This is a genomic window from Thioalkalivibrio sp. AKL12, assembly GCF_000377925.1.
GTDB lineage: Bacteria > Pseudomonadota > Gammaproteobacteria > Ectothiorhodospirales > Ectothiorhodospiraceae > Thioalkalivibrio > Thioalkalivibrio versutus.
The window spans coordinates 63,116-87,716 of record NZ_KB898898.1; the positions used below are offsets into that span (position 1 = coordinate 63,116).

At 67.8% G+C, this 24,601-nt stretch carries 23 protein-coding genes; 10 read left to right on the forward strand and 13 right to left on the reverse strand.

The features are described 5' to 3' along the window. Positions 1–140 precede the first annotated feature (140 nt). A complete protein-coding gene (locus D579_RS0109430; RefSeq protein WP_018951843.1) occupies positions 141–1,826 on the forward strand; it encodes an alpha/beta-hydrolase family protein in 1,686 nt (561 codons plus the stop codon). Positions 1,827–1,838: 12 nt separating this feature from the next. Here D579_RS0109430 and D579_RS0109435 read toward each other — a convergent pair whose 3' ends face one another. Both D579_RS0109435 and D579_RS0109440 read right to left on the reverse strand, forming a co-directional pair. Further along, positions 1,839–2,255 carry an ABZJ_00895 family protein gene (locus D579_RS0109435; protein ID WP_018951844.1) on the reverse strand — a complete coding sequence of 139 codons (417 nt, stop codon included), beginning with the start codon at positions 2,253–2,255 and terminating at the stop codon, positions 1,839–1,841. A 94-nt stretch (positions 2,256–2,349) separates the two neighbouring features. Continuing rightward, on the reverse strand, positions 2,350–2,712 hold the full coding sequence (locus D579_RS0109440; protein WP_018951845.1) for a hypothetical protein: 363 nt from the start codon (positions 2,710–2,712) through the stop codon (positions 2,350–2,352). Positions 2,713–2,962: 250 nt separating this feature from the next. Between D579_RS0109440 and D579_RS0109445 the strand changes: the two genes are divergently transcribed. Further along, the gene (locus D579_RS0109445) at positions 2,963–3,610 is read left to right on the forward strand and encodes an outer membrane protein (RefSeq protein WP_018951846.1); all 648 of its coding nucleotides are present in this window, start codon (positions 2,963–2,965) and stop codon (positions 3,608–3,610) included. A gap of 43 nt (positions 3,611–3,653) precedes the next feature. Here D579_RS0109445 and D579_RS0109450 read toward each other — a convergent pair whose 3' ends face one another. From D579_RS0109450 to D579_RS0109460, 3 genes are all read right to left on the reverse strand, one after another. Then, positions 3,654–6,833, reverse strand: a complete 3,180-nt coding sequence (locus D579_RS0109450) for an efflux RND transporter permease subunit (RefSeq protein WP_018951847.1) — start codon at positions 6,831–6,833, stop codon at positions 3,654–3,656. A gap of 3 nt (positions 6,834–6,836) precedes the next feature. After that, positions 6,837–7,892, reverse strand: coding sequence for an efflux RND transporter periplasmic adaptor subunit (locus tag D579_RS0109455; RefSeq protein WP_018951848.1), 1,056 nt, complete (start codon positions 7,890–7,892; stop codon positions 6,837–6,839). 160 nt (positions 7,893–8,052) lie between these two features. Continuing rightward, on the reverse strand, positions 8,053–9,108 hold the full coding sequence (locus D579_RS0109460; RefSeq protein ID WP_018938287.1) for a hypothetical protein: 1,056 nt from the start codon (positions 9,106–9,108) through the stop codon (positions 8,053–8,055). Between the two features lie 124 nt (positions 9,109–9,232). Here D579_RS0109460 and D579_RS0109465 point away from each other — a divergent pair, with 124 nt between their 5' ends. Together D579_RS0109465 and fliL are read left to right on the forward strand one after the other, a co-directional pair. Continuing rightward, the gene (locus tag D579_RS0109465) at positions 9,233–10,069 is read left to right on the forward strand and encodes a zinc-dependent peptidase (RefSeq protein WP_018951849.1); all 837 of its coding nucleotides are present in this window, start codon (positions 9,233–9,235) and stop codon (positions 10,067–10,069) included. Then, complete coding sequence (gene fliL, locus D579_RS0109470) at positions 10,066–10,473, forward strand: flagellar basal body-associated protein FliL (RefSeq protein ID WP_018938289.1); 408 nt, start codon at positions 10,066–10,068, stop codon at positions 10,471–10,473. The genes D579_RS0109465 and fliL overlap by 4 nt, the downstream gene beginning before the upstream one ends. Before the next feature lie 148 nt (positions 10,474–10,621). Here the strand turns inward: fliL and D579_RS0109475 are convergent, their stop codons facing one another. Further along, complete coding sequence (locus D579_RS0109475) at positions 10,622–10,918, reverse strand: hypothetical protein (RefSeq protein ID WP_018144712.1); 297 nt, start codon at positions 10,916–10,918, stop codon at positions 10,622–10,624. Between the two features lie 86 nt (positions 10,919–11,004). Then, on the reverse strand, positions 11,005–12,918 hold the full coding sequence (locus D579_RS0109480) for an ABC-F family ATP-binding cassette domain-containing protein (protein WP_018938290.1): 1,914 nt from the start codon (positions 12,916–12,918) through the stop codon (positions 11,005–11,007). A 265-nt stretch (positions 12,919–13,183) separates the two neighbouring features. On the opposite strand from D579_RS0109480, the gene D579_RS0109485 reads away from it, so the two are divergent. Next, entirely contained in the window at positions 13,184–14,107 is a 924-nt protein-coding gene (locus tag D579_RS0109485; protein ID WP_018951850.1) for a GGDEF domain-containing protein, read from the forward strand. Between the two features lie 46 nt (positions 14,108–14,153). Here the strand turns inward: D579_RS0109485 and D579_RS0109490 are convergent, their stop codons facing one another. Together D579_RS0109490 and D579_RS0109495 are read right to left on the reverse strand one after the other, a co-directional pair. Beyond that, positions 14,154–15,092: a hydrogen peroxide-inducible genes activator gene (locus D579_RS0109490; RefSeq protein ID WP_018169200.1), complete on the reverse strand. Its 939-nt coding sequence runs from the start codon at positions 15,090–15,092 to the stop codon at positions 14,154–14,156. Beyond that, positions 15,089–15,445, reverse strand: coding sequence for a DUF3301 domain-containing protein (locus tag D579_RS0109495; protein ID WP_026289493.1), 357 nt, complete (start codon positions 15,443–15,445; stop codon positions 15,089–15,091). Before D579_RS0109495 ends, D579_RS0109490 begins: the two co-directional genes overlap by 4 nt. 96 nt (positions 15,446–15,541) lie before the next feature. Here D579_RS0109495 and D579_RS0109500 point away from each other — a divergent pair, with 96 nt between their 5' ends. The 4 genes from D579_RS0109500 to D579_RS0109515 all read left to right on the forward strand — a co-directional run bounded on the left by D579_RS0109500 (position 15,542) and on the right by D579_RS0109515 (position 20,189). Further along, positions 15,542–16,372, forward strand: a complete 831-nt coding sequence (locus D579_RS0109500) for an inositol monophosphatase family protein (RefSeq protein ID WP_018951851.1) — start codon at positions 15,542–15,544, stop codon at positions 16,370–16,372. Further along, a complete protein-coding gene (locus D579_RS0109505; RefSeq protein ID WP_018951852.1) occupies positions 16,369–17,772 on the forward strand; it encodes an adenylate/guanylate cyclase domain-containing protein in 1,404 nt (467 codons plus the stop codon). The genes D579_RS0109500 and D579_RS0109505 overlap by 4 nt, the downstream gene beginning before the upstream one ends. After that, the gene (locus D579_RS0109510; RefSeq protein ID WP_018951853.1) at positions 17,769–18,890 is read left to right on the forward strand and encodes a tetratricopeptide repeat protein; all 1,122 of its coding nucleotides are present in this window, start codon (positions 17,769–17,771) and stop codon (positions 18,888–18,890) included. Before D579_RS0109505 ends, D579_RS0109510 begins: the two co-directional genes overlap by 4 nt. A gap of 84 nt (positions 18,891–18,974) precedes the next feature. After that, positions 18,975–20,189, forward strand: a complete 1,215-nt coding sequence (locus tag D579_RS0109515; protein WP_018951854.1) for a TraB/GumN family protein — start codon at positions 18,975–18,977, stop codon at positions 20,187–20,189. 340 nt (positions 20,190–20,529) lie between these two features. Here the strand turns inward: D579_RS0109515 and D579_RS0109520 are convergent, their stop codons facing one another. The 4 genes from D579_RS0109520 to D579_RS0109535 are packed head-to-tail and all read right to left on the reverse strand — an operon-like array spanning position 20,530 to position 23,606. Next, complete coding sequence (locus tag D579_RS0109520; RefSeq protein ID WP_018951855.1) at positions 20,530–21,528, reverse strand: zinc-binding dehydrogenase; 999 nt, start codon at positions 21,526–21,528, stop codon at positions 20,530–20,532. A gap of 58 nt (positions 21,529–21,586) precedes the next feature. Next, positions 21,587–22,078, reverse strand: a complete 492-nt coding sequence (locus tag D579_RS0109525) for a Slp family lipoprotein (protein ID WP_018144722.1) — start codon at positions 22,076–22,078, stop codon at positions 21,587–21,589. Positions 22,079–22,080: 2 nt separating this feature from the next. Continuing rightward, entirely contained in the window at positions 22,081–22,665 is a 585-nt protein-coding gene (locus D579_RS0109530) for a Slp family lipoprotein (protein ID WP_018951856.1), read from the reverse strand. Positions 22,666–22,709: 44 nt separating this feature from the next. Further along, positions 22,710–23,606, reverse strand: coding sequence for an HDOD domain-containing protein (locus tag D579_RS0109535; RefSeq protein ID WP_018938299.1), 897 nt, complete (start codon positions 23,604–23,606; stop codon positions 22,710–22,712). A gap of 194 nt (positions 23,607–23,800) precedes the next feature. Here D579_RS0109535 and D579_RS0109540 point away from each other — a divergent pair, with 194 nt between their 5' ends. Continuing rightward, complete coding sequence (locus D579_RS0109540) at positions 23,801–24,595, forward strand: dienelactone hydrolase family protein (protein WP_018951857.1); 795 nt, start codon at positions 23,801–23,803, stop codon at positions 24,593–24,595. Positions 24,596–24,601: the final 6 nt, after the last annotated feature.

Below are 24,601 nucleotides of genomic sequence, written 5' to 3' on the forward strand. Positions count from 1 at the left end.
CGTCGCTGCGTTCCTCGCAATGACGGGGACACAACAAAACGCGATATCGGCGGGCCGCCCGCGGGCGCGGAAACTTGAACCCAGCCGGCGGGGCGGACAGGATGAGCGCCTCCATACCCCGCCAAGGAAGCGCGAACGCGATGTCCGTCGTCGGCCGCCTGCAAACCCGCCTGCGAGCCTTCATCTGGCCGGCCTGGGCCACCCGCATCCTCGGGACGCTGTCGATCCCGGGGCTGATCCTGGCCACGCTGTTCTTTGCCGCCTCGCTGACCCCCAGCCTGATCCCGCGTACCGACGACGTCCAGGGCATCCTGTCCGGGGTGTCGCTGGCGGCCGGCTACGGCCTGGGCGTGTTCTTCCACTGGCTGTGGTCGTACCTGGAACTGCCGGAGCTCGGCGAGCGCACCCACAACACCCTGGTCGTGATCGCCGGCGGCGGGGCCGTGCTGATCGTGCTGATCTTCCTGTGGCAAGCCACCGAGTGGCAGAACAGCATCCGCGCGCTCATGGAACAGGAGCCGGTGGACGGTGGATTCCCCATCCGCCTGGGGCTGATCGCAGCGGCGGTGTTCATCGCCACGCTTGCGGTGGCGCGGCTGTTCCAGTTGCTGGTGCGCTTCCTCGCGCGGCACCTGCGCCGCTTCATCCCGCGCCGGCTGTCCAACGTAATTGGCGTGCTGGTGGCGGCCGGGGTGTTCTGGGCGGTGATCGATGGGGTCATCCTGGAATACAGCCTGCGCGCCGCCGATCGCAGCTTCCAGCAGTTCGACGTACGCGAACACCCCGGGGCGGAGCAACCGGGCGCGACCTTCCGCACCGGCAGCCCGGCCTCGCTGATCAGCTGGGACGAGGGCCTGGGCCGCCAGGGCCAGCGCTTCATCGACCAAGCCCCGGACGCCGCCGCGATTAGCGAGTTTTCCGGCGAGACCGCGCTGGATCCCATCCGCGTGTATGTGGGGCTGAACGCCGCCGAGACCATCGAGGAACGCGCACGACTGGCCCTGCAGGAGATGCTGCGGGTCAATGCCTTCGACCGTTCGGTGCTGGTGCTGGCCACGCCCACCGGACGCGGCTGGGTAGACAACCGTGCGATCCAGCCGGTCGAGTACCTGCACGGTGGCGATGTGGCCACCGTGGCCGTGCAGTACTCCTACCTGCCGAGCTGGTTGTCGCTGATGGCGGAATCGCAGTACGGTCATGAGACCGCCCAGGCGGTGTTCGCGGAGATCTACGGCTACTGGAAACAGTTACCGCCGGACGCCCGCCCGGACCTGTACCTCTACGGCCTTAGTCTGGGCGCGCTGAACTCCGAGCGGGCCGCGGACCTGTACGACGTGATCGGCGACCCGTTCTCCGGCGCGCTGTGGGCCGGCCCTCCGTTTCGTAGCGAGACCTGGCGCGACATCAAACGCCAGCGCCAACCCGACTCGCCGGCCTGGCTGCCGCGCTTTCGCGACAGTTCGGTGGTGCGCTTCACCAATCAGGGAAACCACCTGGACATCCCCGGCGCCGAATGGGGCCCGATGCGCATCGTCTACCTGCAGTACGCGAGCGACCCGGTCACCTTCTTCGAGCCCCAGGCGCTGTACCGCCAGCCAGAATGGATGCAGGCCCCGCGCGGCCCGGATGTCTCCCCGGACCTGACCTGGTACCCGGTGATCACCATGTTGCAACTGGCGGTCGACGTCGCGATCGGCGACGCCGCCCCGCGCGGCTACGGCCACGTCTACGCCACCGAGCACTACATCGATGCCTGGCAGGCAGTGACCAACGCAGACCGGTCCGCGGACGAGATCGAGTGGCTCAAACGCCACCTGGCCGACTGACCAACAGGGTGCCTACCCCGCGCTTTCCCCGGCGACCAGGCCTCGCTTGCGCAGGTTGCGGCCCGTGAAGTTAACCATTGCCACCACGGTCCCGGCATACAACAACGCGACGCCCCCCACGATCCCGAGCATCACGGCGTCCAGTGCAATCCCCTCGGCCCACATCACCAGCAGGGTGAGCGGAATCTGTGTACCGAGGAGCACCGCGATCATGGCGGCGATCACGCGCCACTTCTCGGCGCGCGACAGATAGCGCCCGTTCCTGCGCCCGAAGGACTCGCAGGGCCACACCACCGCCAGCGCCAGAATGCCCATCCCGATCGCCGTACCGGCTTGATCCAGATCGACATAGGCGCCCGCTACCATGGCAGCGATCGACAGCGAGAAATAAAGCAGTACAAACCGAAACAGCAGATCCTTGATGGACATCGTCTCCCCTCCCTGGGATATCTGAAAGCCGCACCACCCTGTGCGGCCTGGATGCATGTCGGAGTGCCCCGACATGCACGATCATGACATGCGGCTACTGCTCGGTGAACTTGGCGCCTTCGAGGATCACCGGGTAGCTGTAGCCTGCCCCGAAGTCGCGATCCAGGATCAGCGTTCCGGTCACCGAGACGCGGTCGCCCACCTCGGGCAACTCGGTGGAAGTGACGGTGATGTAGTCACCCTCGCTGCCGGTACCGTCGACGAAGTAGATGAAATTGCGCCCCATGATGTCCTCGTTCACCCGGCCCACAATGCCTTCGAGCCGGACCTCTTCCCCATCCAGCTCGGCCGGGGCCTGATTCAGTTCCTCCACCGTATGCATCGGTTCGGCGCTCGCCACGCCCCACCCGAGCAACCCCACCAATAGTCCCGCCAGAATTCCCGCTTGTCCGCGCATCGCTCGACTCCTGTTCTTTTTACTTTCTTGTGTGCGTACGGGAGGCGCTGATCAGCGCCTCCTTGGGCGAATCGTACCGGGAGCGGCGCAACGCATGCCCTAGATTCATGCAGGGGCACCCACACGCCCGGCGCTCGATCGTCCCATTCTGGCACACAAGGGCGGGCGCCCCGTCTAGCCGCCTATGCCACTATGCGCCCGGACGGGGCACCCGTTCACTTCCGCCACCACACCACAAAGGAGAGCCACCATGTCCAGCTATTATCGCCTTGCCACCGCCGTGACCGGCACCTGCATCCTCTTGGCCTCGGCCGGAGCGGTTCAGGCGAGCCCCTTTCACGGTTCCTACATCGGCGGCCAGCTCGGCTGGGTCGGTTATGACATCGACTACCGCGAAGGCGGCGACGGAGGTATCTCCGGCCTTAGCGCCTCTGGCCTTACCGGCGGCGTAATGACCGGCTGGGGCACTGTCCTGGACAACGGGCTTTACCTGGGCGTCGAGTTCGATGCACAGACCGAGGATGCCGATCTGACAGTTCGGATTGACGACGCGGAACTTGGCATCGACAGCAAATACAGCTATGGCATCACCGGCCGGCTCGGCACCACGGTAAACGACAACGTTCTGTTCTACGGCCTGGCCGGCTACCAGCGTTCGCGGCTGGACTACCGGCTGACGGAAACGGACGAGGACATGTCCATCCGTTTCAAGGACAACCTCAATGGCGCCCGCCTCGGCCTGGGGGTCGAATATCAGATGGACAATCGCCTGTTCATGCGCGCCGAGTACTCCTACACCTTCTACAGTAGCGAGCGCTACAGGATCGAGGACGAGGTTGTGCTGCGCTTCGACCCCGATGCCTCGCGCTTCATGGTCGGTCTCGGCTACCGCTTCTAGCATCCAGACAAGGCCCGCGAGCCTCTCGGTAGCGGGCCTTTTTTCAGGCTGTGCGGGCAGCGGTGTCCCGCATGCCTCCGGTCAGGCGCCGCTTCACCCTCTCCGCGGCCCGGTTCACCACCAGGTACAGGCAGGGCACCACCAGTAGCGTCAGAATCATCCCGGCGATCAGACCACCCACCACCGTCAGCGCCAACGGGCGCATGATCTCCGCCCCCTCGCCGAGGCCGATGGCCAGCGGCAACATGCCCAGCACCGTCGTCAGCGTGGTCATCAGGATCGGGCGCAGGCGCAATGCCCCGGCCTCCACGACCGCCCGCGCCGGGCTCAGGCCACGGAGTCGACGGCCCTGCTCGATGTACTCCACCAGCAGGATCGCGTTGTTCACCACCACCCCGATCAACAGGATCGCCCCGATCATCACCGGGGCGGAGACTGGCGTGCCGGTCGCCCACAGGATCGCGACCACCCCGATCAGCGACAACGGCGCGGCCGCCACGATCACCAGCGGATTCGCCAGGCGCTCGTACTGCACCGCCAGCACCACCAGCACCAGGAAGATCGCGAGCGCCACCACTGTGGCCATCTCGCGCTGGGTCTCCTGGATGGTCTCCCACTCGCCACCGATCAGCAGGCTGTAGTGCTCGGGCACATCCACCTCGGCCAGGCGCTGCTCGACCTCGGTCATCACCGAACCGACATCGTTCACCTCGGTGTTGATGTCGCCGTTCACGCGCACCACCCGGCTCTGGTTCTCGCGCTCGATATGCGCGGGCCCCTCGCCGATCTCGAACTCGGCCACGTCCGCCAGGCGCACGGGATCCCCGTTGTCGCGGAACAGGATCATCCGCCCTAGGGTGGCCGTATCCTGCACATCCTCGCGCGGCAGGCGCACGCGCAGGTCGTACTCGCGATCGTCGCGGACGTACTGCGTCGGCACTGATCCCTCCACCGCGTCGCGGATCGCCTGCCCCACCTGGCCCACCTGCAAACCCAGCGCAGCCGCCCGCTCGCGATCCACATGCACGCGCAGAATCGGACTCTGGTCCTCGCGTCCAACCTCGACGCCCTCCAGGCCCCGGATGCCTTCGAGGCGCCCGGCGATCTCGCGGGCAATGCCGCGCATCTCGGTCAGATCCGCCCCGACCACCGCAATCGAGAGGTCATCCCCGGTGATACTGAACTGCAGCCCCTGGATACTCGGCGGTCGCACGGTAATCCGTGCCCCGGGGAGTTCCAGCGCATCCATTGCCTCCTGCGCCTCGGCCACCCACTGTCCCGCGCTCATCTCGCGCTGTCCGGCCGGGGTCAACTGGACGGTGATATTGGAGGTGCCCGGGCGCTCGTTGACCACGCCGCCACCTAGGTGCCCGCCGACCATCGCGAACACGCTCTCCACATGCGGCAGATCTTCCAGCGCGGCCTCGATATCGCGTGCGGCGGCATCGGTCTCGTGCGGCGGGGTTCCCGGCGGCAGGACCATGCGCACGCTGACCTGACCATCGTCCACCTGCGGCAGGAACTCGTTACCAAGCTCCCCGCCGACCTGCACCGCACCGGCCAGCAACACGACGGCCGCCCCCAGCACCGCCCAGCGCAGGCGCAAGACCTTCGGCAACAGACGCCGGTAACGTCGGCGTAGTCCCTGCACCCCGCGATCAAACCCACGCAGCAGCCAGGTGCGGTCCAGCCCACTCTCCCAGCGGATGCGCGAAAGAAGGGCCGCGAGCATCGGCACCAGGGTGATGGCCGCGGCCAGGGTCGCGATGATCGCAAACGAAAGCGTCAGGATCAGCTCGCGGAAGATCAGCGCCCCGATCCCGGTGATCAGCAGGAACGGGAGCACCGCGGCCAGATTGGTCAGGGTACCCGCGATGACCGCCGAGACCACCTCGCCGGCCCCGTCATGGGCCGCCTGCTCCGGCGACTTTCCGAGCTTGTCGCGATGGCGGACGATGTTCTCCAGCATCACGATGGCGTTGTCGAGCAACAGCCCCACCCCCAGCGCGAGCCCGCCGAGGCTGATGATGTTCAGGGTGAGCCCGCCCAGGCCCATCATGGCGAAGGTCGCCATCAACGCGATCGGGATCGACAACCCGATAATGAAGCTCTTGCGCAGGCTGCCGAGAAACAGGAACACCGCCAGCATCGCCAGCACGCCGCCCAGGATCGCAGCGGTACCCACCGAACTGACCGCGCCACGAATGAACGGCGCGGAGTCGCTGACGACCTCCCACTGGATGTCCTCGGGGATGAACCCCGAGCGCTCGAGTCGTTCGAGCGTGGCGCGCACCGAGTCCACCGACTCGACGGTGTTGGCGTCCGGCAGCTTGAACACGGACACGCGCGCGGCCGGCGTGCCGTCCAGGCGGATGAACAGGCGCTGCTCGCGGTGGCCATCGCGCACCTCGGCCAGCTCGCCGAGGCGCACATGCGCGGACTGCGGCCCCGGCAACGGGATCAGCACATTGCGCACGTCCGCCTCGGAGGCAAACAACCCCTCGGTCTTGGCCATCACGTCAAAGGTATCGGAGGTCACCCAGCCCCCGGCCACCTCGCGGTTCTCGTCCTCCAGCGTCGCGCTGATCGCCGCCAGCGAAAGGCCATAGCCGCGCACCCGCTCCTGGTCGAGGATCACCTCCAGCTCGCGCTCCTGCCCGCCGGAGGCCTCCACCGAGGAGATGCCGTGGATCGCGATCAACTGCGGCGCCAGCTGGTGTTCCACCCAGTCGCGCACCGCGGTCTCCGAGCGCACGGTAGAGGAAAACCCCGCCTCCCAGATCGGGTCCTGCGAGGGGTCGTACTTGTACAGGCGCAGGGATTCGAAATCGTCCGGCAGCTGGGTGCGCGCGAGCTCCAGGTGGCGCGCTGCGTCCTGCAACGCCAGATCCAGGTTGGTGCCGTACTCGAACAACAGATTGACGTTGGTGCGGCCCTCGGAGGCACGGCTGTAGATGCGGGTCAGGTTCTCGGTGGCCGCGAGGTTGCGTTCCAGCACGCGGGTCACCTGTTCCTCCATCACCTCCGGCGAGGTGCCGGGATGGTTCACGGTCACGCGGATATGCGGATACTCGACGTGCGGCAGCAGGTCCACCGGCAGGCGATCAACAAAGAACATGCCGAGCACGATCACCACCGAGGCCAGCGCCATGATCGCCACCGGTCGGCGGATGGAGAAGCTGGTCACCCGCCCACGCGGACGGTCCTCCGGCTCGGCGGTCATCTTCTAGCCCCGCCAGCCGACGATGCGCACGCGCTGGCCCTCGCGCATGTCGATCGGGTTGGTGGCCAGCACGATGTCGCCGTCCTCCAGGCCGTCCGTGATCTCGGTCCATGGGCCTCGGGTCACGCCGGTCTCGACGCTGCGGCGCTCCAGCTGTTCGTCCACCACCACATAGACATAGCGTTGGTCGCCGTCCTCGCCGATGGCGGCGGCCGGGACCGCCAGCACATCCGGGCGTTCGTCGACCGTCATGCGGATGCGCCCGAGATTGCCGGGACGCACGCCGTTGTCGGCCGCCTCGGCCGGCAGGGCAATCTCCACCGTCACCTGCAGGGAGTCCGGCGAGGCCGCCGGAAAGATGCGGCGGATCTTCGCGACGTAATCGGCATCCGGAAACGCATCCAGCCGAATGGGCACATCCTGGCCCACCACCAGATCGCGCACGTCCAGCTCGGACACCCCGGGACGCAGGACCAGCGTGGTCGTATCGACCAGTTCCAGCAATGTATCGCGCGCGGCGACCGCCTCGCCGGGCTCGACCATGCGCTCGGTGATCACGCCGTCACGGCTGGCGGCGAGCGTGCCGTAGTCTACCCGTGCCTGCCACAACGCCTGTTCGCTCTCGGCCGAGCGCAACGCGGCACGTGCCCGTTCGTAGCTGGCTCGGCTGGCAATCCCCTCGTCACGCAACTCGGCACTGCGCGCGTATTCCAGCCGGGCCTCCTCGACATGCGCCTCGGCCCGCGCCAGCTCCGCGCGCTCCTCGGCCACGTCCAGCTCGACCAGGGTCTCGCCCTGCTCCACGCAATCGCCTTCCTCGACATGCACCGCCTCGACCACACCATCGGTGCGCGCCGCCAGGCGCACCCACGCCCGCGGCTCGACCCGCGCGGACACCATCAGCTCGCGCGACAGATCCCGCGGCTGAAGCTCCACCGCCGCGATCGGCGTCGCGGCCTCGGCGGCCGGCTCATCACCCGCCTGCGAGGGCTCGCCCCCGCAGCCTCCCAGCCCCAGGGCAAGCACCACCAGCAACAGACCAACCAGCCAGCGCGGCAATGGCGCAGCTCGCGGGGAGCGCGGCAGAAAAGGCCGGGCCGACCGCCGCCGAAGGAACAGGGTATCGAGTCGCATGCGCCGGATCGCTCGTGGGGAGTGGACGAAAGCACAGGGTAGCCGCTATGTACCCCTCGACGCAGGAATGGCCCTGCGGGTTCCGTCAGGCGCTCAGGTCGATCTGCTGCACACTGCCGCTGCGGCCATCCTCGCCCACCCAGACGCCGGTCGACTGCACCTGCCCCAGAAGGCTGTTGTCGCCGCCGCGACGGAGATCAAAAGGCGTGCTGACATGCCCGAGGTAGATCGCCCCGACGCCCACCTCGCCCAGCGCCAGCAACTGATCGCGGCCCTGGGCGTCGCGGGTCCACACGCGCAGGCGGTCGTAAACCGGATCCGCCGCATCAATCCAGCCGTTGCCGTCATGATCGAACCGTCGCAGTTCGGCGAAGCCATCACCGGTCAGCGGGCCAAAGAGCTCGGAGCCGTCATCGACCTGCCCGCTGCCAGACCGGTCGATCGCGAGAAAACCACTGCCGGGTTGCAGAAAGGCCACCTGTTGCGGCGAACCGTCGGCGTCCAGGTCGAATTCGAAGCGGGTGTCCGTAAGAGCTGCCGCCGGGGCGTCGAAATTGATCACCAGCGGATCGTGCAGCTCTGCATCCATGCCACCCTGCAGACGGCTATGCTCGATGAACTCGCGGCTCATGGTCAGCGCAATATCCAGGTCGATGGTCTTGCCGTCGGCCGTGTGCACGCGCCCCTGAGCCTGGAACGATGTCCTCTCGACCTCGACCCGGGTCTGCTCCACGGACCAGGCGACACTGAGCCCTGCCGCCGGACGAGGGGGGCGCGCAACGGGTCGCTCGAGGGGTTCCGGCGGGGTGTCGGCCGGCTTGAGGTCGGCGGGATCGATCACCCGGATCTCGCGCCCGGTAAAGCGCTCCAGGATCAGTCGCAGGAGCTCGGTACGCAGCTGGTCCACCGAGGTCAACTCGCTGTCCGCCGGGGCTACCCCCACGAACGGGGCGCGTGCGGCCACGCCGGGGGCGGAATTCTGCAAGGCACGCGCTACCGGGGCCGGATTCGCGGGCGGCTCCGGCCCCTGTCGGGGACGCACCGCACTTCCCTCGACCACGGTCATGCGAGCCTCGCGCCGCGTCGCCTCCAACGCAAAACGCTGGCTCGATAACTGCATGGAATAATCGGCAATCTGCATGATGCCCCCGTCAATTTTCCCGGTTGCAGGGCATAACGGCCGCGGAGCGGCAATCATTAGCCGCCCCACGGCAATCGCCTGCCGCAGGCGGACGCATGCCAGCCAAACGTGCGACGATTGACGGATGGATTCGACGCCGAATTTTCCCTTGCGCGGCCTGTTCCGGCGCATCCTCGGGCCCTTTGCCGGCCTGGAGCCCGAGGCCGTGCAACTGGACAACGACGAGTGGGAGGCCCTGCGTCGACGGGCCCCGTTCATCGCCCGCCTCACGCCGGAAGAGCGCTCCCGGCTGCGCGAACTGGTCGGCCAGATCCTGGCGCAAAAGGAATTCATCGGCATCGCCGCGGAACCGGAACCCTGGCAGTGCCAGGTGATCGCCGCCTACGCCGCGCTGCCGGTGCTGGAACTGGGCCTCGAACCGTACCGCGACTGGCGCACGCTGATCCTGTATCCCGACACCTTCGTGCCCGAACACGAGTGGGTGGACGAGGCCGGCATCGTCCATCAGGGGGCGATACCCCAGTCCGGCGAGGCCTGGGAACGCGGCCCGGTCATCCTGTCGTGGAACGATGTCGAGCGCGACGGCGCTGTGGTCGTGCACGAGATGACCCACGTACTGGACGCCGGCAACGGCGAGGTGAACGGGTTTCCGCCACTACGCCGCGGGCAGTCGGCCGGTGCCTGGACGGAGGATTTCTCGCGGGCCTTCGAGGCTTTCGTGGAGGCCGTGGAGTCCGGCGAGATCGACGAAGCGGAGCTGCCGCTGGACCCCTATGCGGCCACCGCCCCGGAGGAGTTCCTGGCCGTCGCGACAGAGTCCTTTTTCTTCGAGCCGGCGCGCCTGCGCGAGGCCATGCCCGAAATCTATGAGCATCTGGTGGCATACTTTGATCAGGAGCCTCATCGACGCGGCGACCTGATCGCCTCCAGCACGCAACCCGCCCCGGAGCACACACCATGATCCGCAGCCCCTTTCGTTCCCTGCACCTTGCTCTTCTGGGGATTGTCCTGATGCTGACCGCGCCCCTCGCGCTCGCCGTGGACGACCTGGACAGCCATTACGTGACCCTGGAGCCGGTGGTGGTGAACATGGCGTCCTCCGACCGCGGACGCTACCTGCAGGCCTCCATCCAGCTGGAAGGCAACGATCTGGAAGACGCCCGCGCGATCCGCGAGCACATTCCCGCAGTGCGCGACCGACTGATCCGCATCCTTGGCGGGCGCAGTCCGGACAGCCTGACCGGCGGTGGCGCGCGCGAGGATCTGCGCAACGAGGCCACGGAGGAGCTGAACGAGTTGCTCGAGGAGATTACCGGGGCACCCCGGATCGCAGCCCTCTACTTCTCGGATTTCATCCGCCAGTAACGCTCGCTCTCCAGCGAACCGCTCACCGGCAAGGAAAAGCCCCCGGCAGCACAGGCTACCGGGGGCCGATGCTCCCGCCAGTACATGACGGGATCGAGCCCCGCTGGGGGCTCACTCCCTAATCGATCATCGCTCCTAGATGGAACGATCAGTGCGGCCGATGCAGCAGCGGCATCTCGCCACGCTCCATCATGTGCCGGATCAATGCAGCCCGACCGGGCTCTTCCTGCTCCAGCTCGTCGGCGCACTGCGAAGGCTCGTGCGCGGCCTCCGATAGCATGACCTCCAGCTCGCGCAGGTCGACCTTGGGTTCCTGCAGGTCTTCCGGCTTCGGGTTCTCCAGCATGTTGGTTTTCCAGAACATGCGCGGGTGCCAGCAATGCAGCTTCGCATCCGGGTTGTGAAAGAGCTCGACACAGCGACGATTCAGTTCCTGTGCATTCATGGGGATCACTCCTCGCTCCAATGCATTCACCCTTATGTATAGACCCCGCAATACCCGAGTTCAAGGGTTGGTCTTTGAAGAGGGCCTCACTCCGCAGTCTCACCCCGGGCGGATTCCAGCGCCTCCAGCGCCTCCATCCACTCGGCCTCCGCCGTCTCCAGCCGACTGCGCAAATCGCCCTGTTCGCGGGTCAATTGGGCCAGACGATCCGCCGCCTCATCGGCGTACAGCGCCGGATCGGCCAACTCGGTCTCCAGCGCATCCAGTCGTTCCTGAACACGGACACATTCCTGCTCGGCTCGGTCCGCACTCTTTTTCAGTGGCTTGAGCGCGGCACGCGCCTGCGCCGCCTGCTGCCGCCGTTCCTTCTGTGACAGTGCCGGACCACTCGGGGACGTCGTGGCGGGCGTTCCAGGGTCTTTCGCGGCGACACTTTCCCGCTCGCGGGCCTTGAGCTCGCGGGCGTAGTCATCCAGGTCCCCCTCAAAGTCGCTCAGGTGGCCGCCTTCCACCTTCCAGAAACGGTCGCAGACGCGAGCCAGCAGTTCACGGTCATGCGCCACCACCACCAGGCCACCGGCATAGTTCTCCAGCGCCTCGGCCAGCGCCTCGCGCATGTCCAGATCCAGGTGGTTGGTGGGTTCATCCAGCAGCAGTAACGAGGGCGCCTGCCAGATCAGCAGCGCCAGTACCAGGCGCACCCGCTCCCCGCCGGAACACTGCCCCACCGGAGCGTCCGCTTTCTCGCCGGGAAAACCCATGCCACCGAGAAAGTTGCGCAGGCGCTGCTCCTCGGCGCGCGGGTCCTGACGTTGCAGGTGCACCAGGGGCGAGGCCTTCAGGTCCAGCTGCTCGCTCTGGTGCTGGGCAAAATAGCCGACCTTCAGGTTCGGCTCCACGCGGCGCTCGCCCGCGGTCGGGGCCAGCTCGCCGGCCAGCAGCGTCAAGAGTGTCGATTTCCCGGCACCGTTCGGGCCCAGCACGCCGATCCGGTCCTCGGGGCGCAGACGTAAAGTCGTCGGATGCAGGCGGACGCGATCCCCGGATCGGACTTCGGCATGATCCAGCGCCAGCAGCGGGTCGGGCAGACGCTCCGGGGTCGGAATCTCCAGGTGAATCGGCCGGGCCGCGCGGATCACCGCAACCTCGTCGAGCTTCTCCAGACGCTTCAGTCGGCTCTGGGCCTGGCGGGCCTTGCTCGCCTTCGCACGGAAGCGGCGCACAAAGTCCTCCAGGTGGGCGCGCTCGGCCGCCACCTTTGCGGCCGACGCCTCGCTCTGGGCCATGGCCTCGGCGCGCTTGGCCTCGGCGTGGGTGTAACTGCCGGCGTACAGCGCGATACCACCGCGCTCGATGTGCGCGATATGGGTGCAGACCGAATCAAGAAACCGACGGTCATGCGCAATCACGATCACCGTCCCCGGATAACGCGCCAGCCAGTCCTCCAGCCACAGGATGGTCTCGACATCCAGGTGGTTGGTGGGCTCGTCCAGCAACAAGAGATCCGAGCGCGTCATCAGCGTGCGCGCCAGGCCCAGGCGCATGCGCCAGCCGCCGGAGAAATCGCTCATGGGCCGATCCGCATCCGCCGCAGCGAATCCGAGGCCTGCCAGCAGTCGGCGCGCACGGGCATCGGCCGTCCAGCCGTCAATCGCCTCCAGCGCCCCAAACAGGCGGGCCTGCTCGGCGCCATCGGACACCTGCTCCAGGCGCTGCTGCAGGTCGCGCAGTTCGGTATCCCCATCCAGCACGTAGTCCACGGCCGAGCGCTCGCTCCCCGGGACCTCCTGTGGAAGGTGCGCCACCACCCATTCCGCGGGCTGGTCGATTTCGCCGGCATCCAGGCTCAATTCGCCCTGCAACGCCGCCAGCAGGCTGGATTTTCCGGACCCGTTGGCGCCGGTCAGGCCGACGCGCCAGCCCGCATGCACGGTGAGGCTGGCGTGCTGCAGCAGGATCTGGCGGCCGCGACGCAGCTCGATATCTTGTATTCGAATCATGCGGCGCAGTGTAGGGCAAGCGCGCGTCCGGCTCATGTAGACCGGCCGTTCCTCGGGAAACGCCGCCCCGGCGCAGGGTGTCAGAATCCTGCCACCCCTTGCCGCCTGCAGCGGTGAAGACCTGCCGGGGGCGGCGAAAAATCGCCGATTTTCCGTCAATGCCTCCGTTATCCGTGACACAAGTCTCTGTTTTCACTAAACATACGATAAGTGGCATGGATCTGGCTTTACTCTCGATCCAACGATCGATGCAAGCGAGACGGCCATGAACCGCGACGGGAACGCCCACAACCTGCGACTGGTATCCGCCAAGGGCAAGACGACTGGCGATGCCGGGACGCCCTTTGATGCCCTTGCCTTCGTGCAGGCCCTGTCCTCCAGCCTCGAGCTCGGGACCGTCCTCGCCCGCCTGCAGGAACACCTGCACGCCCAGGTCCACCACAGCGGCTGGTTCTTCATCCTGCAGGAGAGTGACGAGACCTGGTCCGGCGGCGACGAGGATCGCCATCGCATCGAGTACGGCATGAGCTTCCACAACGAGACCATGGGCTCGCTGATCCTGATGCGCGGACGCCGCTTCAGCGACGACGAACAGCAGTTGATCGAGGCTTTGCTGGGGCTGGCCGCCCCGGCACTGGCCAACGCCCTGCGTTTCCAGCGCCTGAACGAAAGCCTGGAGACCGATGAACTGACCGGTCTCGGCAACCGCCGCGCCTTCGAGAAACAGGGCGCCCAGTGGCTGGCCGACTGCCGCCGCCAGGATCGCCCGATGTCGGTGCTGGCGATCGATCTCGATCACTTCAAGCAGATCAACGATGAATACGGCCACAGCGTGGGCGACGACATCCTGCGCCTGGTGGCGCAGACCCTGCGCAGCACCACCCGCGAATCCGACCTGTGTGTGCGCATGGGCGGCGAGGAGTTCCTGGCGGTGCTGCCCGGCGCGGATCTCAGCCGTGCCATGGAATGCGGCGAGCGCATCCGCCTGGCTATTGCCGCCCTGCGCGCCTGCGCCAAGGCCACCGACAAGTCCGCGCTGGAGAGCGACGGCGCGGTCAAGGTGACCGCGAGCGTTGGTGTGGCCGGCGTCGGGCGCGGCGCCACCCTGCAGTCCGCCTACCAGGCGGCGGACGAGGCCCTGTATGCGGCCAAGCAGGCCGGGCGCAACCGCGTCCTTGCCGGCAACTGAGCCGCGGCAGCCCATCCCGCGCGAATCCGCATTACCTTGGTGCCGCCTACCCCGCGCCGGGCTGGATAAAATCGACGCAGGTCAGCGGGGTCGAGAGCACCGCGCGCCGCAGCGCCTCGATGGCCTCCGGACGCGGGAAGCTGGTGCGCCATGCCAGGGCCACACGGCGGCTGGGCGCCGGATCCTGAAACCGCCGCACGGCCAGCAGTCGCTGGGCATAACGATCCGCCCCCACCGCCGTGCACGGGAGGATCGTTACCCCCATCCCCGAGGCCACCATGTGGCGGATTGTCTCCAGCGACGACCCCTCCAGATTGCGCGGCGTACTGCCATCCGCAGTCACCGTACGCTGACAGTCCGGGCAGCGCTCCAGCACCTGGTCGCGAAAACAGTGTCCGGCGCCCAGCATCAGCAGGGTCGCATCGGCCATGTCCTCCAGGCGCAGGGGTTCCTTGTCCTTCAGCGGGTGCGCCGCCGGCAGCACGGCCATGAACGGTTCGTCGTACAAGGGAAGCGTGACCACGCCCGGCTCCTCGAACGGCAACGAAATGAGGATCGCGTCGAGCTCACCCTGCTTGAGCCGCTCGCGCAACCGCCCGGTGTAGTTCTCATCGATCACCAGCGGCATGTTCGGCGCGCGCTCGTGCAGCGCGGGGATCAGCTCCGGCAGCAGGTACGGACCAATGGTGTAGATCGCACCCAGGCGCAGCGGGCCGGAGAGTTGATCCTGACTCTGTACGGCAACCGAGCGCAGCTGTTCGACCTCGGCCAGCACGCGCCGCGCCTGCGCGATAATCTGCTCACCTGCCGGCGTCACGTTGACCTCGCCGCGGCCGCGCTCGAACAGGGTCACGCCCAGTTCTTCCTCGAACTTGCGCACCGCCACCGACAGCGATGGCTGACTGACATGGCTGGCCGCGGCCGCCCGCCCAAAGTGGCGGGCATCGGCGACGGCGACCACATACCGCAGCTCGCTCAGGGTCACCGGGGCGCCCCTCCGCTGTTGTCATCGCTGTCCAGCCCCTGAAACTCGCGGCCGCCGTCCGGCCAGTCCAGGGTCACGCGCTTCAACTGTCGGCCTTCCAGCGAGATCTCGCCGGGATGTCGCCCCGCCCCATCGGCGGAAAACTCGAAGCGGTAGCGGCGTTGCAGGGCCAGGCCGCGGTCGCCCCAGACCAGGCGCTGACCGGTACGCACGACGGTGGCATCGAGCAACTGCACCCCTGCCCGCTCGCAGGCCTGCCGCCCCACCCGACGGGCACGTTCGTTGGCACGCCAGGTGTCATTAACGTAAAACCCTATCAAGGCAATGGATATGATTATGATCAAGCCTGTCATGGACCGGTATGATAAGCGCAAACGAACCCGAGTTTTTCCGGGCATGCCCGGCCGTCTCCGGTTCGTTTACCTTGCCACCAGCGTTTCCGGGTCTGCATGACTACCACTGCCATCCCCTTCTCCGATCTCGCGCAGGGCCTGCGCGAGATCGGGCAGCAAGAACTGCTGCCCCGCTTCGAGGCCGATATCGCCGTTGATTACAAGGCAGACGGCAGCGTAATCACCGAGGCCGACCACGCGGTGGATGCGCGTGTACGCACCCTGCTGGGCGCATACGGACAGGACACGCCGGTACTGAGCGAGGAACAGGCACGCGGCGAACAGGCACGCGTACTGGAGACCGCCCCCGCCTTCTGGCTGGTGGACCCGCTGGACGGCACCTCCAATTTCGCCGGTGGCATGCCCTTCTTCGCCATCTCCATCGCCCGCATCGAGGGTGACCGGGTCACCCATGGCGCGACCTACGATCCGGTACGCGAAGAACTCTTTACCGCCACCGAAGACAGCGCGCTGGAGCTCAACGGGGTTACCCCGCCGGCGACCACTCGCCCTCCCGTCACGGAGCTGGGCCGCGCCATCGCCCTGGTGGACTACAAGCGCCTGGACGCCCCCCTGGCGGGTGAGCTGGCCTGCAACGCGCCGTTTCGCTCGCAACGCAACCTCGGCGCCTGCGCCCTGGAGTGGGCCTGGCTGGCCGCCGGGCGCGCCGATCTGTACCTGCACGGTGGCCAGGCCCCATGGGACAGCGCGGCTGGCGGGCTGATGCTCGCCCGCGCCGGCGGTGCCATGTGCAACCTCGCGGGCGAGCCCGTATTCGAACGATCGCTGACCAAGCGCTCCGCGGTGGCGGCGCGCTCCGACACCCTGCTCGCCGACTGGCGGGCGTGGCTGGCCCCTTGGCTTGCCGCCCCGGAGACCCCCTCGTGATCCGCCGCCGCAAGTCCGGCGGTGGCGCCCGCCTGGGCGTCGGCAGCACCGACTTCACCCCACGCTACCTGCCGATCGCATGGAAGATCGTCGCGGCGATCGCCGGGCTGACACTGGCCGGGATCGTGACCCTGTCGGCTGTGGTGCTGAACCAGGTCAGCAACGTGCTGGACAACCAGATTCGCGCCCAGGCCGAGAGCACCGTGGCGCCGGTCGCGCGGACCTCGGCGGAACTGATGCTGGCCGAGGACTACCTGACCCTGGAGACCCTGCTGAACTCACTGGTGGAGGAGGGTCGCGTCGAGTCCATCGCCGCCTACGCGATCGACCGCGGTCAGGTTGCCCGCGCCGGGACACCCCCGGAGCAATCCCTCACCGACGGGGTGTGGCCGCTGGCACCGACGATGGAACCCTACCGACGCAACGTGCGCTTTCAGGACGTACAGGTGGGCTACATCGAGGCCTACATCGACACCTCGCCAATGCAGGAGCTAATCCGCAACACCCTGAACGCCGGGATCGCCACGGCCGTCGGGGTGTTTCTGCTGAGCCTGATCCTGGCAATCGACATCAGCAAGCGCCTGGTGCGCCCACTGGAACGCCTGGCCGAGAGCATGCGTTCGCGCGCCCGCCCCATGGATGACCAGGGCAACACGCTGCCGATGGTGCGCCAGGACGAGATCGCCCAGCTGACCGACGCCTTCAACGATATGGCGCGCGACCTGCTGCGCAAGGACCAGGTCGAGGCCGCCCTGCGCCGCTACGTGTCGGACGCCATCGCCCAGGACATCCTGGAGAATCTGGACCGGGTGGAGCTGGGCGGACGCGCGCTGGAGGGATCGGTACTGTTTGCCGACATCCAGGGCTACACCGCGCTTTCGGAGCGCTGCAGCCCGGAGGCCCTGGGCCGCATGCTCAACGAATTCTTCGGCCCGATGTCGGAATGCATTGCCCGTCACGGCGGCACGGTGGACAAGTACATGGGCGACTGTACCATGGCGGTCTTCGGCCTCGGGGCGGACGCCGGAAACCATCGCCTGACCGCCGTGCAGACCGGCCTGGCCCTGCTGGACACCGTCGCCTCGATCAACGCCGAGCGTGAACGCCGCGGCGATACCCGGGTGGAGTTCCGTATCGGCCTGAATGCCGGCGAGATGCTGGCCGGCAACATGGGGGCCGAAGACCGCATGCAGTTCACCGTGGTCGGCGACACCGTCAACCTCGCAGCCCGCCTGGTCACAGTCGCGCCCCCCGGCGGGCTGGTCACGACTGCCGCATTCATGGAGCACGAGCAGGTGAAGGGACAGTTCCGCACCGAAGACTGGGGCACCCACGAGCTGCACGGGGTCAGCGAAGCCGTGCCCACCACCCGGGTACTGAACGCTACGGATCGCACATGACTGCAGCCCGCGGCCTGTTCCCGCTCGCGAGCATCCTGCTGGCCCTTCTGCTGGTCCAGGGCTGCGCCGCTCTGGACCCCTTCGCCCCGCCCGAGCAGCGCATCGAACGCGCCCTGGAGACGGGTAACTACCAGCATGCCCTCGAGCTGATCGACGAGCACGACCCGGAACCGCGAGCCCGATGGGCCGAGCGCCGGGCAGCCATCGAGGACGAGGCCGCGACCGCCGCGGCCGAGGCGATGCACGAGGCGCGCGCCGCCTCGGCCGAAGGCGCGGTCGCTCAGGCCCTGGAGATCCTCGAGACGGCCGAGGCACAACTGCCGCCGGACAGCGAACGTCGGGAATTCATCAGCCAACTGGAGCGCCAGCGACAGGTTGGATTGCAGACTCTGCAGCAGCGCCACGACATCCTCGAGGCGCGCGCCCTGGTCCAGCGGCTGCGCCTGCTCGAGGTGATGCGTCCGTTGGTGCGCCACAGCGAACGACTGCCGGACGATCCCGACCGCCTTGCCAATCGTCGCGAGCCCCTGGCGCGGGCGCTGGATGGCTACGCCGCCGACACCGATGGCGAGGAACGCCTGGAGCTACTGCACCTGGCCCAGGGCCTGGCCTCCGACTCCGAACGCGCAGAACGCATCGCGCGCCTGGAGCGGGAACTGCGCCAGGCCGAAGCCCCCGAGATCGAGGAAGAGGTCCCGCGTTCCACCATCAATGCACGCCTGCGTCAGGCCCTGGAGGCGGGCGAATTGTCCACGGCGGCGCGCTGGTGCCGCAACGAGATCACCCCCGACACCGACGCCTCCGGCCCGGACCAGGCCGCCCAGCGAGCCCATCGCGCGCTGTGCGAGGAATGGCGCGAGCGCCGAGACGCGCGCGCCGAGACGCTGCTGGAGGAGGGCCGCAGCCATTACTCCGCCGGTGACATCGAAGAGGCCCTGAGACACTGGGAAGAGGGGCTCGAACTGGCGCCCGACCATGCCGGACTCCTCTCGGCCCACGAGCGTGCGCTGCGCGTGGTCGAACGCCTGGAGAGCCTTCGCGTGCCGGAACCGCTCCCCGAAGCGGAGGCAGAAAGCCCGCCCGACGACGTCCCACAGGCCGAGCCCGATGCCCCGTAGCGCGCGATCCGGCGGCCGGCGCTGCGGGCCGCGCGTATTCGCCGTAGAATACGGCCCGCCCACCGGAGCAAGAGCCCGCCACGCATGAATCCCGCCGTCCAGGAACTGATCGCCGACGAACCCCACCGCGTCCTGCAACTGGGCGACACTGAAGTCGTGGTGCTGGGCACCGCGCACGTGTCGCGCGCCAGCGCCGACAAGGTCCGAGCCCTGATCAACACGGGGGCCTTTGACAGCGTGGCGGTCGAGCTATGCGAAAGCCGTCAGCGCGCGATGCTGGACCCCGACGCAGTCGGGCGCATGGACCTGTTCAGCGTGATGCGCAAGGGCCAGGCCCCGATGATCGCCGCCAGCCTGGCGCTCGGGGCCTACCAGCAACGCCTGGCCGACCAGTACGGCATCGAACCCGGCGCAGAGATGCGCGCGGCCATGGACGGCGCCCTGGACAATGGCCTCCCCCTGGCCCTGATCGACCGGGATATCGGCCTGACCCTGCGCCGCACCTACCGCGCAGTGCGCTGGTGGGAACGCATGGGGCTGATCGGCGGACTGTTCAGCTCGGTACTCTCGCGCGAGAAGATCGACGAATCCGAGATCGAGCGCCTGAAGGAAGGCGACATGCTGGAGTCCACCTTCAGCGAGTTCGCCGAGCAGTCCGAGGACCTCTACCGCACCCTGATCGAAGAACGCGACCACTACATGGCCGCCCACCTGCGCCGCCTCGCGGCGAGCCCGGAGACCCGCTGCATCCTCGCGGTGGTGGGGGCCGGGCACCTGCCGGGGATTGCCGAACAGGCCGAGGATCACCTGACCCCGCCGGACGCGATCCTCGACGCCCTGGACCAGGCCCCGCCCAAGGCGCGCTGGCCCAAGGTCGTCCCGTGGGTGGTGATCGGGATCATCCTCGCCGGCTTTGCCATCGGCTTCTCGCGCAACCCGGATATCGGCCTGCAGATGGTGACCGACTGGGTGCTGATCAATGGCGGCCTGGCGGCCCTCGGCGCGATCATCGCCCTGGCCCATCCACTGACCGTGCTCACCGCGGCCCTGGCGGCCCCGCTGACCTCGCTGAACCCCACCATCGGGGTCGGCTTTGTCGCGGCCGCGGCCGAGCTGTTCCTGCGCAAACCGCGGGTCTCCGACTTCGCCAGTCTGCGTCAGGACACCACCACGCCGCGCGGCTGGTGGCGCAACCGCGTCTCGCGGGTACTGCTCGTGTTCCTGCTGACCACCCTGGGCTCGGCCGCCGGCACCTACATCGGCGGCGCCCGCATCTTCAGCCACCTCTTCGGCAGCTAATCTCCTCCCCCGCGCGCTTCAGGAGTCCACCCCGAAGCGCGCGAAGGGCGATTTCACCACAGAGGGCACGGAGAGGGGTGCGTTTTGGCAGCACGACGTGGTCGAAGCCGTGGCCCTCGCAATCCTACAATTTCCGAGGCCGCAGTGCCCGTCGTCATCTCGAGCCGCGAAGCGGCGTGGCGATCTGCACGAACTGGCGCGGCGTTTGGGTAGTACCTCGATCGCTAAACAACGCCCCGACGGAACCGCCGCCTCGCCTTTCTCCGTGCCCTCCGTGGTGACTCGCCCTGGACCTTGCCCTTCTGCGTGTCTTCGTGCGCTTCGTAGTTGCAAGACCCGCTTATTCGGGGATGCGCAGCACGAGCTTGCCGCGGCGGCCGCCGGCTTCGATGCGCCGGTGGGCCTCGGCGGCCTCGGCCAGCGGGAGGGTATCCTCGACGTTGACCTGCAAGCGACCGCTGGCCAGCCGGGCCAGACCCTCGGCCACCAGGGTGGCCTGGTGCTTCAGACGGCGGCGATCATTCTCCAGCATCGGGGTCAGCATCAGCTCCAGGCTGATGCTCGGGTTGCGCAGCCGCGCCGGGTTCCAGTCGGTATCCGCCGGGGGGGCCAGAAGGGTCACCAGATCCCCGCCATAGGCCACCTGCGTCAGTCCCTCGCGGAAGACCTCGCCACCAACGGTGTCCAGCACGATGTCGAAGCCACGCCCATCGGTGTACTGCATGATCGCGTCCGCGGCATCCGGCTTGCGCAGGTCGACGACATCGCCCCCAAGTGCGCTGACAATCGTGCCCGCCTCGTCGCGCCGCACCAGCCCCAGTACCCGGCCGCCGGCAGCGCGTGCGATCTGTACGGCCATCTGCCCGACCCCGCCGGCCGCCGCGTGAACCAGCACGCTCTGGCCGCGCTGCAGGTCGGCCCGCTCGAACAGGGCCTCCCAGGCGGTCAGCCAGGTAAGCGGCAGGGCGGCGGCCTGGGCATCGGATACCGCCGCCGGCACCGGGACCACCGCGGCCTCGGGCACCACGACCTGTTCAGCGTAGGTCCCCGGATCGGCCCCGACCCCACCAAAACAGAAGGCAACCCGCTGCCCCGGCCGCGCGTGATGCACGGCGCTGCCACATTCCTCGATGATGCCCACCCCATCGCAGCCCGGCGTGTTGCGCGGCGCACCGGGGACGATCATGCCCCCGGCGCGCACCTTCGTATCCACCGGATTGACACCGGCCGCCAGCATCCGGATGCGGACCTGGTCGGGGGCCGTGAGCGCCGGCTCCGCTACTTCGTCCAGACGCAGGGCCTCGGCGGCTCCGGGTTCGTCGAACACGACTGCTCGCATGACTACTCCTCGTTGCATGGGGATTCGTGGAAACGCGCGCCGGCCGCGCCGGGACGGCTTACAGGCCGATCCCGATGCCTATGCCAAAGCGCACACCACCGGAAGATCGTGCCGGCTCGGGCTCCGGCCACAGGTGCACCGAGTGGGCCTCCAGCACCGGGAAGACGTAGTCCAGCTCGCCGATCCGGCCGTCCTCGACCCCGGTCACCGTGCCGACACCGGTAACCCGGCGCCCGGCACGATAGTCCACCGGGTCGGCGAAGCCCTCCACACGCAGGCGGAAACGCCCGGTGGTGGACTGCCGCGTCTGTGGCTCCTGACGACTGAGGGGGTACCCGACCACCTCGATGAAGGTCGCCTCGGCGCGATTGTCCACGCGCGCGATCACCCCGCCCCATACCTGCTCGTCGGGCGGCAGGCTGTCGGCGGTGACTGCACGCGGCTCGACCTGCACGGCCGGGTCATCCGGGGCCTCCAGCGGGCCGGACGCGCAGGCGGCCAGGAACACGGGCAGCAGCAATGCCAGAAAAGGACGCAGGAATCGGGTCATGCTCACCAGTACCAGGGATGCGGGTGATAGCGCCCATAGAGGCCGTAACGCGGGCCCCAGGGGCTATAGAACGGGTCATAAAACGGGTCGTAGAACGGATCGCGATAGCCGCGCTCCGTCGGTGGCGGGCGCCGCGACCACAGGTAGACCGCATCCGCCTGCAGCGTAACGAAGGTATAGGCGTAGTCACCGATGCGGCCCTCCTCGATCCCGTGGATGACACCCCGCACGGTCACCTCGCGGCCTTCCTTGTAAATCTGCGGGTCGAGGAAACCGCTGCTGACCACGCGGAAGCGCCCGGGTGAGCGATCCGCCTCCTGCGGTCGCCCCTGGCGATCGAGTTCGCGGGCCACCACCTCCAGCCGGGTACCGCCCGAGGTGTTCTCGATGTCCGCAATCACCCCGCCCCAGACCACGGTCTCGCCCTTCACGGCCTCGGGATCCGCCAGCACCTGATCACGATCGGGGGCGGTAACAGGCAACGGGGAAAGCGCCGCCGGAACCCCGGCACACCCTGTCAGCAGGAGCAGCAGCCCCGCCAGGACCAGCGCGCGCAATCGTACCAGTGGCAATGCCCGACTCTGCATAGCCGATGGGACTCGAGCGCCAGCCTCAAGTTCACGGCGAGCAGTCATGGCCGCGGCTCCCCCTCGTGCGCCGGATCGCAAAGGTCCTGCACCGCCAGCACCTCGTGCTGGGCCTCCTCCACTGCGGAGAGCAAGACCTCGGGGGCCAGGTGCAGGGCGTCCCACACCGCCGGATCTACCGGGGGTGCATCCGCCCAGTCGCGCGAATCGATCTCGGCGAGATGGGCACCGGTGTTGGCCAGATGCACCAGCATCACGGCGGTGCGATTGCGCTCCGGCGCCTGCAGCGGCTGATGGTGACCGGCGAGGCAGTCGACCAGGAGTTCCGGCAGACCCCAGTGCGCGGCCAGGGCCCCACCCAGCTCCGCATGATCGAAGCCCAGTTGCGCGCGCTCCGCGCCCTGCGGGCTCAGGCCGTCGCCAACATCCAGACTGGAGAGGAAGGCCCGGTGGGCCGATTCCGGCGACTGCGAGAACAACAACAGCTTGCCAAGATCATGCAGCAGGCCAGCCAGGAAGATCCCGCTGGCCTGGCGCGGCGACACGCGCATCGCCAGTTGCCGCGCGATCACCGCGCAGTAGGCCGAATGGCGCCAGAACACCTCCAGCGGCAGGCGTTCCTGATCGGGGATGCTGGCCGTGGCGCGGGTGATCGCGCTCGCCACGACCAGACGCTGCAGGGCATCGCGACCCAGCATGGCAATCGCGCGGTCCACCGAGTCAACCGGACGCGCCGGGGCATAGGCAGGGCTGTTGGCGATGCGCAGGACCAGGGCCACCAGGCCGGGATCGCGTCCCAGGCTGCTGGCGATCCTGGCAGCCGTGGCATCGTCGTCCTCCAGCAGGCGCGCAACCTCGAACACCACCTGTGGCATGGCCAGAAGCTTGTCAGCCGACTGGACGCGGGCCTCAAGGGAATCGTTGGCGGATCGGTCGGACATGGATGGATCCTCTTGCCGAGGCGGAACGGGGATCGCTGCGCCTCACTCGTCCTGTTTCGAGGCCACCTCGCGCACGTGGCCCCGACCTCTCTACTGTAGCCGCTGTCCCCTTCGTTGTAACCCGGCCGGGCCCGAACCATACTCGCAGGCCCGGGTCGAAAATACGACGCTTCGTCCACCAAGGAGGTGCCCATATGTTTAGCAAGTCCGCATTTGCGCCGCTGGCCGTTTTGCTCGCCGGCCTGCTCCCCGGCATGGCCCTGGCCGGCATCCAGACCGAAGAGATCGCCTACGACCATGACGACGACGAGATGACCGGCTATCTGGCCCATCCCGAAGGCGACGGGCCACACCCGGCGGTCCTGGTCATTCACGAATGGTGGGGCCACAACGACTACGCCCGCGACCGTGCCGAGCAGCTGGCCCGCGAGGGCTACACCGCCTTCGCCCTGGATATGTACGGCAGCGGCAAGCTGGCCGATCACCCGTCTACCGCCGGCGAGTTCGCCGGGGAAATCCGCGAGAATCGCGACCTGATGCTGGGCCGCTTCCAGGCCGCCTACGACTGGCTGCGCGCGCATGATGCCAGCGCGGATGCGGCGCCCTCCGCAGTCGGCTACTGCTTCGGCGGCACCGTGGCCCTCGAGGCCGCGCGCGCAGGGATGGACCTGAACGTGGCGGCGAGCTTCCACGGCGGCCTGGCAACCGAGCACCCGGCCGAGGTCGGCAAGGTGTCGGCCGAACTGCTGTCCTTCACCGGTACCGCAGACCCGATGATCCCGCCGGAGCAGGTCGCCGGTTTCCAGAAGGAGATGCAGGAGGCCGAAGTACGCTACACCGTGGTGGAATTCTCCGGTGTGAAGCACAGCTTCACCAATCCGGGGGCCGATGCCATTGCCGAGGAGTTCGACATGCCGGTCGGCTATGACGCGCGCGCCGACCACGATTCCTGGAACCACCTGCTGGGTGTCCTCCGCGATCGGCATTAAACCCGA